The organism is Lachnoclostridium sp. An118 (assembly GCF_002160985.1).
In the GTDB taxonomy this organism is placed as follows: domain Bacteria; phylum Bacillota; class Clostridia; order Lachnospirales; family Lachnospiraceae; genus Claveliimonas; species Claveliimonas stercoravium.
Genome location: NZ_NFLQ01000002.1, coordinates 127,943 through 141,021, shown reverse-complemented (window position 1 = coordinate 141,021; position 13,079 = coordinate 127,943). Strand labels below are relative to the sequence as shown.

At 56.3% G+C, this 13,079-nt stretch carries 11 protein-coding genes, 2 tRNA genes and 1 other annotated feature; all 13 genes read right to left on the bottom strand.

Annotated elements, in window-relative coordinates; all coding sequences use genetic code 11:
- Nucleotides 1–27: 27 nt before the first annotated feature.
- The 13 genes from rlmB to B5E62_RS02320 all read right to left on the bottom strand — a co-directional run bounded on the left by rlmB (nt 28) and on the right by B5E62_RS02320 (nt 13,074).
- A complete protein-coding gene (gene rlmB / locus B5E62_RS02380) occupies nt 28–783 on the bottom strand; it encodes a 23S rRNA (guanosine(2251)-2'-O)-methyltransferase RlmB (protein ID WP_087173154.1) in 756 nt (251 codons plus the stop codon).
- Nucleotides 780–1,310, bottom strand: a complete 531-nt coding sequence (locus tag B5E62_RS02375) for a Mini-ribonuclease 3 (RefSeq protein WP_087173153.1) — start codon at nt 1,308–1,310, stop codon at nt 780–782. The genes rlmB and B5E62_RS02375 overlap by 4 nt, the downstream gene beginning before the upstream one ends.
- The gene (gene cysS, locus B5E62_RS02370; RefSeq protein ID WP_087173152.1) at nt 1,295–2,701 is read right to left on the bottom strand and encodes a cysteine--tRNA ligase; all 1,407 of its coding nucleotides are present in this window, start codon (nt 2,699–2,701) and stop codon (nt 1,295–1,297) included. Before cysS ends, B5E62_RS02375 begins: the two co-directional genes overlap by 16 nt.
- A complete protein-coding gene (gene epsC, locus B5E62_RS02365; RefSeq protein WP_087173151.1) occupies nt 2,688–3,398 on the bottom strand; it encodes a serine O-acetyltransferase EpsC in 711 nt (236 codons plus the stop codon). The genes cysS and epsC overlap by 14 nt, the downstream gene beginning before the upstream one ends.
- 114 nt (nt 3,399–3,512) lie before the next feature.
- Nucleotides 3,513–3,778: a binding site (T-box leader), on the bottom strand.
- A 75-nt stretch (nt 3,779–3,853) separates the two neighbouring features.
- The gene (locus B5E62_RS02360; RefSeq protein WP_087173150.1) at nt 3,854–4,849 is read right to left on the bottom strand and encodes a GNAT family N-acetyltransferase; all 996 of its coding nucleotides are present in this window, start codon (nt 4,847–4,849) and stop codon (nt 3,854–3,856) included.
- A gap of 62 nt (nt 4,850–4,911) precedes the next feature.
- A complete protein-coding gene (gene ispF / locus B5E62_RS02355; protein WP_087173149.1) occupies nt 4,912–5,481 on the bottom strand; it encodes a 2-C-methyl-D-erythritol 2,4-cyclodiphosphate synthase in 570 nt (189 codons plus the stop codon).
- A 3-nt stretch (nt 5,482–5,484) separates the two neighbouring features.
- Nucleotides 5,485–5,805, bottom strand: a complete 321-nt coding sequence (locus B5E62_RS02350) for a hypothetical protein (protein WP_087173148.1) — start codon at nt 5,803–5,805, stop codon at nt 5,485–5,487.
- Between the two features lie 129 nt (nt 5,806–5,934).
- A tRNA-Met gene (locus B5E62_RS02345) sits at nt 5,935–6,008 on the bottom strand.
- 8 nt (nt 6,009–6,016) lie between these two features.
- Nucleotides 6,017–6,089, bottom strand: a tRNA-Val gene (locus B5E62_RS02340).
- A 150-nt stretch (nt 6,090–6,239) separates the two neighbouring features.
- Nucleotides 6,240–6,857, bottom strand: coding sequence for a sugar O-acetyltransferase (locus B5E62_RS02335; protein ID WP_087173147.1), 618 nt, complete (start codon nt 6,855–6,857; stop codon nt 6,240–6,242).
- Nucleotides 6,858–6,932: 75 nt separating this feature from the next.
- Nucleotides 6,933–7,541 (bottom strand): LysE/ArgO family amino acid transporter, encoded by a 609-nt coding sequence (locus B5E62_RS02330; RefSeq protein ID WP_087173146.1) that lies wholly within the window; start codon nt 7,539–7,541, stop codon nt 6,933–6,935.
- Nucleotides 7,542–7,683: 142 nt separating this feature from the next.
- On the bottom strand, nt 7,684–9,018 hold the full coding sequence (gene gdhA / locus B5E62_RS02325) for an NADP-specific glutamate dehydrogenase (protein ID WP_087173145.1): 1,335 nt from the start codon (nt 9,016–9,018) through the stop codon (nt 7,684–7,686).
- Between the two features lie 255 nt (nt 9,019–9,273).
- Nucleotides 9,274–13,074, bottom strand: coding sequence for a phosphoribosylformylglycinamidine synthase (locus tag B5E62_RS02320; protein ID WP_087173144.1), 3,801 nt, complete (start codon nt 13,072–13,074; stop codon nt 9,274–9,276).
- Nucleotides 13,075–13,079 lie beyond the last annotated feature (5 nt).

The window sequence follows — 13,079 nt, the reverse complement described above, 5'->3', positions numbered from 1 at the left end:
CCGCAAAAGCACGGGGCGCCTCCGGTCCTAGCTCATCCTCTGGCGCACGATCTCGTAGGCCAGTACTCCCGCCGCCACCGAGGCGTTCAGGGAGTCGATATCCCCCTTCATGGGGATGGCTGCCGTGAAATCGCACTTCTCCTTCACAAGGCGTCCCACGCCCTCCCCCTCGTTTCCGATGACAAGGCCGATGGGCCCCTTCAGGTCCAGGTCATACATGAGCGCCCCACCCATGTCGGCGCACACGAACCAGAGTCCTTCCTCCTTCAGCTCCTCCATGGTGCGGACCAGGTTGGTGACCCTGGCCACCGGCGTGTAACTCAGCGCACCGGCGGAGGTGCGGGCTACCGTGGCCGTCAGACCCACCGCCCGGCGCTTCGGGATGATGACCCCGTGGGCTCCTGCCAGGTTGGCTGTCCGGATGATGGCCCCCAGGTTGTGAGGGTCCTCCACATTGTCCAGGAGGAAGAGGAATGGCGCCTCCCCCCTGCTCCTGGCCAGCTCCAGCATATCCTCCACACTGGCGTACTCCCAGGCAGCGGCGTGGGCGATCACTCCCTGGTGATGTCCCGTCCCGGAGAGCTGGCTCAGCCTCTCCTTTGAGACGAACTGGACAATGGTGTCGTGCTTTCTTGCCTCCCGCAGGATGGTCTGCACAGGTCCGTCCTTGCAGCCGTCCTGGACAAACAGCTTGTCAATGGTCTTCCCGGAACGGAAGGCCTCCAGGACGGCGTTGCGCCCCTCGATCACCGTACTGTTTTTTTCTGTCTCTCTCTCACTCATATTTTATCCTCTTTGCGTTCTTCATAGGCTTTACCTCCATCCGGCCCGTCTTCGCCGGCTCCCTCCCCCGTATCCCCGGCCTCCAGGCTGTCAAGCCCGGTGCGGATCAGGGTGAGCATCCTCTCCCAGTCCCTTTTCAGGTAGAGATACCCCATGAGGGCCTCAAACCCGGTGGCACGCCTGTAATCTGTCACAGACTGGTTCTTGGCGGGGGACACACTCTTGGCGTTCCTCCCCCTCTTATAGACTCCGTGCTCCTCCTCTGTCAGGAGCCCCTGGAGGGTACGCATCATCCGGGACTGGGCAGAGGCCTGCACAAGGGAGCTGGTCATCCTGTGGAGCTGGTTCACGGGGCGGTTCCCCCTGCTGACCACCAGCGTCTTGATGACAAGGTCATAGATGCTGTCGCCGATGTAGGCCAGGGTGAGCGGCGAATACTCCCGGATATCCGCCTCCTCCATCTGGAAGATTTCCCGCATATAGTCCTCAAACTGCCACTGTATCTTCTGTTCTACGCTCTTTTCCATTTTACTCCTTCACGTGTGTCCTCAAGGATAATGCCCCTGGCCGCCAGCTCATCCCGAATCTCGTCCGCCCGGGCGAAATTCTTTGCCTTTCTCGCCGCCTGTCTCTCCTCGATGAGGGCCTCGATGTCCTCGTCCAGCATCTCTGTCTCCTTCACCACGATCAGCCCCAGCACATTGCAGAGCCTCTCCAGCACCTCCAGCAGTCCTTTCGCGTAGGCGGCGGAGCTGTCCTCGCCGGCGGTGGTGTTGCAGTATTTTACAAGGTCAAAGACCGAAGCGATGGCGTCCGCCGTGTTGAAGTCATCGTCCATGGCAGCCTCAAAGGCCTTTACATACTCCTCTGTCTTTGCCAGCGCCTCCGTCTCCTCCCGGGACATGTCGGCAGTCTTTGCGTTCCCGCTCAGATACTTCAGATTTTCTGCCGCGTTCACGATCCTCTCCAGGCCGTTCCTGGAGGCCTCCATCAGGTCCGCGCTGAAGTTCAGCGGGCTCCTGTAGTGGGCGCTGAGCATGAAGAACCGGAGCACCTGCAGGTCGTACTGCTCGCTGATCTCCCGGACGGTGCGGAAATTGCCAAGAGACTTGCTCATCTTGTGGTTGTCGATATTCAGGAACGCATTGTGCATCCAGTATTTTGCGAAGGGCTTTCCGTTTGCCGCCTCGCTCTGGGCGATCTCGTTCTCGTGGTGGGGGAACACAAGGTCCTCCCCTCCCGCGTGGATGTCAATCTGCTCTCCAAGGTATTTCTTGGACATGACTGAGCACTCAATGTGCCATCCCGGGCGGCCGTCGCTCCAGGGCGACTCCCAGGCCGGCTCCCCCTCCTTCTTGGGCTTCCAGAGCACGAAATCCAGCGGGTCCTCCTTCTCGTCCTCGCCGCTCACCAGCAGGGTCCTGTTGCCGGAGCGCAGGTCATCCAGGTTTTTGTGGGACAGCTTGCCGTATTCCTTGAACTGTCTTGTGCGGAAATAGACCGTGCCGTTCTTCTCATAGGCGTACCCCTTGTCGATGAGCTGCTGGATCATCTCCACCATGCCGCAGATTTCCTCTGTGGCGAGAGGATTTTTTGTGGCGGGCTCAATGTTCATGCCCTCCATGTCCTTTTTGCACTCGGCGATGTATCTCTTGGAAATCTCGTCCGCGGACACGCCCTCCTCGATGGCCTTCTTGATGATCTTGTCGTCCACGTCCGTGAAATTGGACACAAAATTCACATCGTACCCCTTGTACTCAAAATATCTCCTGACCGTGTCAAACACGATCATAGGTCTGGCGTTTCCGATGTGTATCAGATTGTACACCGTGGGGCCGCAGACGTACATCCTGACCTTGCCCTCCTCCAGGGGCACGAACTCTTCCTTCTTCCTTGTCATTGTGTTAAACAGCTTCATGTTGTTCCTCCTTGTCATCTTCCATCTCTATGGTATTGTCTTTCATGCATTTCATGTGCTTTTCCAGCTCTCTTAACTCCTTCTTCAGGCGGATGTTGTCCTTCTGGAGCTCACGGATGTCGTTGCTCACCGGGTCAGGCAGATGCACCTGGTCCATATCCTCCCTGGGGATCTTCTGGTCTCCCATCTTCACGATGCGGCCCGGAACTCCCACCACCGTACAGTTGGGCGGCACCTCCTTGAGCACCACCGCCCCGGCGCCGATCTTGGAGTTCTCCCCGATGGTGAAGGATCCCAGTATCTTGGCCCCGGCACTGACCATCACATTGTCCTTCAGGGTGGGGTGTCTCTTCCCCTTCTCCTTGCCGGTGCCTCCCAGGGTCACTCCCTGATAGAGGGTCACGTTGTTTCCTATGATGGTGGTCTCGCCGATGATAACGCCGGTCCCGTGGTCGATAAAGAGTCCCCTGCCGATCCTGGCGCCGGGATGGATCTCAATGCCCGTCTTCCTGGCTGCCCGCTGGGACACCCATCTGGCCAGAAAATAATGCTTCTTCCGGTACAGCCTGTGGGCCACCCGGTAGCTCAATATCACTTTAAAGCTGGGATAGAGAAACACTTCCCAGTTGGACTTGATGGCCGGGTCTCTCTCCCGGATCACCTGTATCTCTTCCCGAATATATTTTACAAGTCCCATAGCTTTCCTTCCTTTCCTGGTCTGCCCGCGCAAGGGTGGCCGTCATGCCGCGGAGCGTTTTTATTTCACAGGGACGGAGTTTCCAGGTCAAATAAAAAGTCTCTTACAATAAATGTAAGAGACGAATTCTTATCCGTGGTTCCACTCCTGTTGAAAGCACCTGCCTGCCTCAGACACGCAGCTGCTCCCCGCTTTCCGGCTGATAACGCCCGCCACCGCGTACCCGGCTAATCGGCGCGCCCTCCTCTGGCCGCCCTCCTTTCGCCGGATCAACTCCCGGATGCACTTCACATGGATTTCGCCCGGAGCTGCTTTCAGCCGGTGACAGCTCCTCTCTGATGACTCCCTTCCATATTACTCTTTCCGTTCTCCGTTTTTTCCGCTATAGATACTATAGTATGTGAAAAGCCGGGATTTGTCAACCTCCGCCGGGCAGAGTTTTTCTCTTTTCCCGGTCACACTACCTCATTCAGATAAACAGGAGACAGAGGAACGATCTTTTTCAGCTCCTCCTTCATCCTCTCCGTCGCCGTGACTCCCTCTTCCTTCTCAATGTCGTCCGGTGAGATCCTGCCAAAGACAAGCTTTGTGAGGGCCTCCACAGTCAGCGTGCCCTCGCTGTTCTCCGGCTTTCCCTCCATCAGCATGACACCGGAAAACTCTGTCCCTGTCAGCATGAACACCTGGTTGTTCTCAGGGATGATGGGGTCTGTCACCTGAAAGCACACGGCAGTCAGATAGTCCAGCTCCAGAAGGAGGAGCAGCCTTTTCACATTCACCGGGCGCACCATGATCTTCGGCCTCTCCTCCGGTATCTCCTCCACCGCGGGCAGGCAGTCCACGATATGGCCCTCCCTCTCACAGACCATCAGACAGCCCCCGTCACTTTCATACTCCCGGATGAGCCGCTCATAGTAGGCCTTATCCCGCCTTGCATAGACCTTACAGCGTCCCTTCAGGGCCTTCTCAGCCGCATCCGCAATGTCCGCCGCATCCTCCAGACGGGCCTTTCTTGCGGTCCAGCCGTCAGGAAGGTCCGCCTTTCCCCGGAAATATCTCTGCTCCTGCTCATACACTGTGGAAAAGCCATGGGGCAGATAGATCGCCTCCGCCGCCGGCATGAGGAAGGCAAAGGGCTCCCCGGCCTGGTACATATCCCGGAGGGCCGTCTTTAAGAGGGCCGCCATGTAGCCCCTCTTCCGGCAGGCCTCCTCCGTGGCCACAGCCACGATATAGTGGGAGGGCTCCTCCTTTCCGTTTACCATCAGGGTGTAGGGGTTGAGGTGGAGCATGGCCCGCAGGCCGCCCTCCTCCACTACATAGATGGTGTTGTCCTTTGTCTTTTCTGTATAGTAATAATCCACAAAGGAGGGGCTGTCCTCAGAGAATACCTCCTCATACAGTCTCCGGGTCCTGCCCTTCTCTTCGTCCTCCAGCTTTCTGATCTGCATCCTTCCTCACCTGTCCTCTACATGTCCTTCCGTATCTGCATTTGTATCTGGTATCCGTCCTCCTACTGTCCGGACTGCCTGGGGCAGCCGCTGCAGGAGGCGCAGCCCGGCCCCCCGCTTTCTCTCTCCTGCTCAAGCCGTGGCTCATAGCTGTAGTTGGCGATGGTCTCCAGGCAGGCCGCCGCCTGGGCCGCGATCCCCTGGCCGCTGCCTGTAAAGCCAAGTCCCTCCTCTGTGGTGGCCTTGATATTGACCTGGTCCTTCCGGATGCCCAGGGCCCCTGCCACATTGTCCCGCATCTCTTCGATGTAGGGAGCCAGCTTCGGGCGCTGGGCGATGACAGTGGCGTCAATGTTGCTGATGACGTAGAGCTCCCGGGCCACCAGCTCTCCTACCCGCTCAAGGAGCTTCATGCTGGAAGCGCCCTTATAGGCCTCGTCCGTGTCGGGGAAATGCCGCCCGATATCTCCCAGGGCAGCGGCTCCCAGAAGGGCGTCCATGATAGCGTGGAGGAGCACGTCCGCGTCAGAGTGCCCCAGAAGTCCCTTCTCGTAGGGAATCTCCACGCCTCCCAGTATCAGCTTCCTGTCCTCTGTCAGTCTGTGTACGTCGTAGCCTGTTCCGATCCTCATCTTCTATTCCCCGCTTTCCTCCTGGTCCTCTTCGGTCTCCGCATTGTCGGGCGCGCTCGTCTCCGGCTGTTCACCCTCCCCGGCAGAGGTCTCAATCTCCTCCGGCTCATTCTCTTCCGGCTCTTCCTCCACCGGCTTTGTCATATTCCGGATGGCGTAGACGATCAGCCCGATGCCGAACACGGCAAACAGCACACCTGCCACCACAAATCCTATATATCCCTCCGGCTTCTGGTCCATGACGTCCATGACGAGCTGTACGCCTGTGTAGGCGAGATATCCTCCCACGATGATCCAGATCCAGTCTCTTGTCTTTCCATTCATAGTATGCGCTCCTCCATTTTTTCATATGTACAAGTATATAATTTTCACCGGGGCGTTGTCAATGAGAGGGGCCCCGGCAGACAAAAAAATACGGCACCGGATGATCTCCGATACCGTATCTTACGGGAGTAGCGGGAACTGGATTCGAACCAGCGACACTACGGGTATGAACCGTATGCTCTAGCCAACTGAGCTATCCCGCCATAGGATATGGGGCCTATAGGGCTCGAACCTATGACCCTCTGCTTGTAAGGCAGATGCTCTCCCAGCTGAGCTAAGACCCCATATTTTCTGGTCTTGCGGGCTGCTCTCCCGCAACCCGCTTTGCTATTATACTATTGAATTCGAGCAAATGTCAACACTTTTTTTACATTTTTTCTCATTTTTTTCAGAGGCCTCTCAAAGCCTGTTTTCCCGGCATTTTCCGGCCTCCATCAGAGCAGCTCCGGGTCGATCCGGCGGTCCCGGAAATAAAATTCCCCGTCTCTCTCTCCGATGGGCCGCATCACCCGGCAGGGATTTCCGGCCGCCACCACGTCCGCCGGTATGTCCTTTGTCACCACGCTGCCGGCTCCTATCACTGTGTTGTCCCCAACAGACACGCCGGGCAGGAGGATAGCCCCCGCGCCGATCCAGCAGTTCCTTCCCACACGGACCGGCATATTGAACTGATACTCCTGCTCCCTGAGGGAGGGGAGCACAGGATGGCCTCCCGTGGCAATGATGACATTCGGCCCTATCATCGTGTGGTCACCCACGTAAATATGTGTGTCGTCCACCATCGTCAGATTGAAGTTGGCATAGATGTGGCTGCCAAAATGAACGTGCTTCCCGCCCCAGTTGGCATAGAACGGTGTTTCAATATAACACCCCTCCCCTATCTCTGCAAACATTTTCTCCAGCAGTGCCCTCTTCTCCTCTCCCCTGGAAGGTTTCAGATGGTTATAGTCATAGAGAAGATCCAGGCAGACCGCCTGCTCCTCCAGAAGGTCCCCGTCTGTGGGCAGATAGAGCCCGCCCCCGTGCATTTTCTCTGCTGTTTCCCTGTCCATATCCTGTTCCTCCACTCGCGAATTTTCATAATATGACCATTATAGCAGAAAAAACAACCGAGGACGACCCATATGTCAGATAAGCTGAAAGAAACTGATGAGCAGCCTGCACCCGTAAAAGAGAATGATGACGCCGCAGATGACATTGATGACCCGCAGCACCCTGACATTAAACCTTCTGCTGAACATGGAGATCACAAGGGTCAGTCCTGTAAACCACAGGCAGGAGGCCGTCCCCACACCGCAGATAAAGGGGATGGACTGGGACGCAGGCAGCGTCACCCGGAAGGCTCCCAGCATCATGGTCCCGTCCACGATGGCCTGGGGATTGAACCAGGTCACAACACAGGCGGAATAGACTGTTTTCCTAAGGGACACAGTCTCCCCGGAGCGGTCTATATCCTCTGTCTTTGCCCGCAGCAGGCCTGCCCCTATGAAAATGACGACAATGCTCCCCGCCAGCAGAACGACCATCTGCAGCCATCTCCACCGCTGCATCACCGCGCCGATGCCGAAAAAGCAGGCCAGCGCCAGCGTCACATCAAAGAAGATGACAATAAGCGCTGTCGCCAGGGCGCGGCGGCGCGTGTGGATCAGAGCCCCGTTGATGACAAAAAGATTTTGCAGCCCTATGGGCGCCACGTAGGCAAGTCCTATGGACAGTCCCTGAAAGAAAAATCCCATAGCCGTCTCCTTTCGTTCCCTTCTTCACTCTCCATGGGCAATGAGAAAGCTTTGTCTGTACAGCAAAAAACGGCGCAGTGCGCCGTTTTTTGTTTATATACATGCCCTGACAAAGCCCGGGCTGTGCATCTCCAGGAAAATCCTAGACGATACCCTGTGCCTCCATGGCATTTACGACTTTCTCAAATCCGGCAATATTTGCACCCATCACATAGTTTCCTGCGTGTCCGTATCTCTCGGCAGCGTCAGCCATGCTGTGGCAGATATTGACCATAATGCCTTTCAGCTTGCTGTCCACTTCCTCGAAGGACCAGCTTAAGCGCTCACTGTTCTGGGACATCTCAAGAGCAGATGTAGCAACACCGCCGGCGTTTGCAGCCTTTCCGGGTGCGAAGAGCACGCCGTTCTCCTGCAGGTACTCGGTAGCATCCAGTGTTGTAGGCATGTTGGCACCCTCTGCCACCGCGATGCATCCGTTTGCAACAAGAGCCTTTGCATCCTCAAGGTGCAGCTCATTCTGTGTCGCACAGGGAAGAGCGATGTCCACTTTCACGCTCCATACGCCTCTGCCTTCATGGTACTCAGCATTGGGACGGTATTTCTTGTACTCGGAAAGTCTTGCTCTGTTTACTTCCTTGATCTCTTTAATAGCTGCAAGGTCAATGCCCTCAGCGTCATATACCCAGCCTGTGGAGTCGCTCATGGTCACTACTTTTGCACCCATCTGCTGTGCCTTCTCTGTAGCATAGATGGCAACATTTCCAGAACCGGACACAGCGATGGTCTTGCCTGCGATGTCCTTACCGTTCATCTTCAGCATTTCCTCTGTCAGGTACAGAAGACCATATCCTGTAGCCTCTGTTCTTACAAGGGATCCGCCGTATGTCAGGCCTTTTCCTGTCAGGACGCCTTCGTACAGTCCGCGGATGCGCTTGTACTGTCCGAACATGTATCCGATCTCTCTTGCGCCTGTTCCGATGTCACCGGCCGGAACGTCTGTGTCAGCGCCGATATATTTGCATAACTCTGTCATGAAGCTCTGGCAGAATGCCATCACTTCTCTGTCTGATTTACCCTTGGGATCGAAATCAGAACCACCTTTACCGCCGCCGATGGGCAGTCCTGTAAGGGAGTTCTTGAAAATCTGCTCAAATCCGAGGAATTTGATGATACCAAGGTTTACAGACGGATGAAGACGAAGGCCGCCCTTGTATGGTCCGATCGCACTGTTAAACTGTACGCGGTAGCCTGTATTTACCTGTACCTGTCCGTTGTCGTCCACCCACGGTACGCGGAACTTGAACTGTCTCTCAGGCTCTGTCAGTCTCTCAAGAAGAGCTTCTTTTCTGTACTTCTCCTCATTTGCCTCGATCACAGGTCTTAAGGACTCCAGCACTTCCTTTACAGCCTGGTGGAATTCCGGCTCTGCCGGGTTCTTTGCCACAACTCTTTCAATCACTTCATCTACATATGACATTGTTTTCTTCCTCCTTGATCTTCTTATCAGGCGGAAGCCAGCAAAAAGAGCAGGCATAAGCCTGCTCTTAACTAGACCTCTTTGCCTCTTTAACAGAATAAAATATTCCCGGGCAAAACACAAGTACTTTTTGTATTTTTTATGATTTTTTTGCAACTTTATACTTTCATTCCTGCATTTCGCACCCTGTTTAGTATATTTTTACAGAAACTTTGCAATATTGCACATGCAAGAATGCATTTTTATCCAGCTGCTTTATTTAAAATACTCCACGCCGGACTCAAAGATCTTCAGATCCTGCTCTCCGTAGATGTTCATGGCCACGCTCCGCCCCCGGCGCTCCACATGGGCCATCTTGCCCAGCACCCTTCCATCCGGGCTCGTGATGCCCTCGATGGCAAAGTAGGAGCCGTTCACATTCCACTCCTCGTCATTTGAGATGTTTCCTTCCGGGTCACAGTACCGTGTAGCCACCTGTCCGTTTGCAAAGAGCTGTGCAATGGTCTCGGCAGGAGCCACAAAACGTCCCTCTCCGTGTGAAGCAGGAGTGACATAGACGCCGCCAAGATCGGCTTTTGCAAGCCATGGGGACTTGTCTGTCACCACCTTTGTGTACACCATCTTGGAGATATGCCGTCCGATGGTGTTGTAGGTCAGCGTCGGTGCATTCTCTGTCTGCCCTGTGATCTTTCCATTTGGCACAAGACCCAGCTTGATGAGGGCCTGGAAGCCGTTGCAGATACCAAGTGCAAGGCCGTCTCTCTCATTTAAGAGGTTCTCCACCGCCTCTTTCAGCTTCGCGTTCTGGAAAGCAGTGGCAAAGAACTTGGCTGATCCGTCGGGCTCATCGCCTGCGCTGAATCCGCCTGGGAACATGATGATCTGGGACTGGCTGATGGCTTTTTCAAACACGTCCACAGAGTCCACGATGTCCGCCGCGTCCATGTTCCTGAACACCTTCGTGATGACCCTGGCCCCTGCTCTCTCAAAGGCCTTCGCACTGTCGTACTCGCAGTTGGTGCCCGGGAACACAGGAATGAACACCGTGGGCTGGGCGATCTTGTGGCTGCAGATGTGGACTTTTGATGCGTGGAAGCAGCCATCTTCCTTAAGCTCTCCGTCCTCTTTCTTCTCTGATCTGATGAACCAGCTTGTAGGGCCGTCCTGGGCGCCGGACCGTGTGGCGAACACTTTCTCCAGAGTGCCTGTCCAGGCCTCTTCCGCCTCGTCAAGTCCGATGACTGCATCGCCGTAGGAGAAAGCCTTGTCGCCTGTCACCTCGCCGATGACCGTGTAGGTGATCTGCAGCTCTCCCACTTTGCCCTCCGGCACCTCAGCTACCAGGTCTCCGAAGGCGGGGGCAAAGAGTTCTCTTTCATCCATGCTGTGCTCGATCTTCACGCCCATGCCGTTTCCAAAGGCCATCTTGCTGACAGCGGCGATGACGCCGTGGCGGTCCGGCACGTAGGCGGAGATAATCCTTCCGGCCTTGATATCCTCCGCAAATTTTCCGTACTGCTCCATCACTTTCTCATATACCGGCAGATCGTACTCATCCTTCGGGATGCGCAGCCACACAAGCTTGCTTCCCGCTTTCTTCAGCTCCGGCGTGATGATATCTTTTTCTTTTGCCACATCCACGGCAAAGGAAACAAGAGTAGGCGGCACATCGATGTCCTCGAAAGTACCGGACATACTGTCTTTGCCTCCGATGGAAGGAAGACCGAATCCAAGCTGGGCCGCATAGGCTCCAAGGAGAGCGGCAAAGGGCTGGCTCCAGCGGTGGGGGTCCTCCGTCATGCGACGGAAGTACTCCTGGAAAGTAAAGCGGATCTTCCGGTAGTCGCCGCCTGCTGCCACGATCTTGGCCACAGACTCTGTCACAGCGTAGACCGCTCCGTGGTAGGGGCTCCAGCTTGACAGGTAGGGATCAAAGCCGTAGCTCATCATGGTCACTGTGTCGCAGTTCCCTTTCAGCACAGGGAGCTTCGCCACCATGGCTTGGGTCTCTGTCATCTGATATTTTCCGCCGTGAGGCATGAACACAGATCCTGCTCCGATGGAACCGTCAAACATCTCCACAAGCCCCTTCTGGGAGCATACGTTCAGGTCTGCCAGTGTCTCCAGCCATTTCGCTTTCACATCTGTCACTTCCACTTTATCCGTCAGCACCTTGCCTGCGCGGTCCGGGATGTCCACGGCCACGCTTGTCTCCTGGTGGGCGCCGTTTGTGTCAAGGAAAGCTCTGGAGATGTTCACGATCTCCTTACCTCTCCACACAAGGACAAGCCTCGGCTCCTCTGTCACCACAGCCACCTGCACGGCCTCCAGGTTCTCCTCTTTGGCGTAGCCCATAAAGGTCTCCACATCGGCCGGGTCAAGGACCACAGCCATGCGCTCCTGGGACTCGGAGATGGCGATCTCTGTCCCGTCCAGTCCCGCGTATTTCTTGGGCACCTTGTCAAGGTCCACCCTGAGTCCGTCTGCCAGCTCTCCAATGGCCACGGACACGCCGCCTGCGCCAAAGTCGTTGCACTTCTTGATGAGACGGCTCACCTCCTCCCTGCGGAAGAGGCGCTGGATCTTCCTCTCTGTGGGGGGATTTCCCTTCTGCACCTCCGCGCCGCAGGTCTCGATGGACTCCTCTGTGTGCACCTTGGAGGAGCCTGTGGCGCCGCCGCAGCCGTCACGGCCGGTGCGCCCGCCAAGGAGGATGATGATGTCTCCCGGGTCGGAGGTCTCACGGATCACTGCGCGCCTGGGCGCCGCTCCCATGACAGCCCCGATCTCCATTCTCTTGGCCACGTAGCCGGGGTGGTAGATCTCCTTTACCGCACCGGTGGCAAGGCCGATCTGGTTGCCGTAGGAGCTGTAGCCGTGGGCCGCCTCACGGACAAGCTTCTTCTGGGGAAGCTTTCCTTTCATGGTGTCCTTCACGGAGACAGTGGGGTCCGCCGCTCCCGTGACGCGCATAGCCTGGTACACGTAGGTACGGCCTGAGAGGGGATCTCTGATAGCGCCGCCAAGACAGGTGGCAGCTCCTCCGAAGGGCTCGATCTCTGTAGGGTGGTTGTGAGTCTCATTCTTGAAGTTCACGAGCCACTCCTCCTCCACGCCATCCACGGTCACCGGCACGACGATGCTGCAGGCGTTGATCTCGTCGGACTCCTCCTGGTCCGCAAGCTTCCCTTCCTTCTTCAGCTTGCGCATGGCCATGAGAGCCAGGTCCATCAGACAGATGAACTTGTCGTCCCTGCCCTTGAATATCTCCCTGTGGTCCGCCGCATACTGGCAGTAGGTGTCCTCGATGGGCTTTCTGTAATCTCCCTCTCCAAAGGTAATGTCTTTCAGCTCTGTGGAGAAGGTGGTGTGGCGGCAGTGGTCGGACCAGTAGGTGTCCAGCACCCGGATCTCCGTCATGGACGGGTCCCTGTCCTCCTCTCCCCTGAAATAATTCTGGATATGCTGGAAATCCTTGAAGGTCATGGCAAGCCCGAGAGAGTCGTAGAGCTCCCGCAGCTTCTCCTCCTCCAGGTCCTTAAAGCCGTCGAAGATGATGACGTCCGCCGGCTCGTCAAACTTTGTCACCAGCGTCTCCGGCTTCTCCATGCCTGTCTCCCTTGAGTCCACAGGGTTGATGCAGTGGTGCTTCACAGCCTCAAACTGCTCGTCCGTCAGCTCTCCCTCTATCACGTAGGTGGTGGCGGTGCGGATGACCGGCTTCTCGTCCTCCTTTATAAACTGCACGCACTGCACGGCAGAGTCCGCCCTCTGGTCAAACTGGCCGGGAAGGAACTCCACAGAAAAGACCCTGGCCCCCTCTGCCGCCGGAAATGTCTCTTTATACAAAACGTCAACCGGAGGCTCCGCGAAGACGCCCCTGCAAGCCTTCTCAAAGGTCTCCTCCGAGATGTTCTCCACATCGTAGCGGATGAGCACCCGCACACCTGTGAGGGCGCTTATGCCCAGATAGCTCCTGATCTCGTGGAAGAGGTCCTTTGCCTGGACCGCATACTCCGGTTTTTTCTCCACATACACTCGTTTTACATTGCCCATAAAAT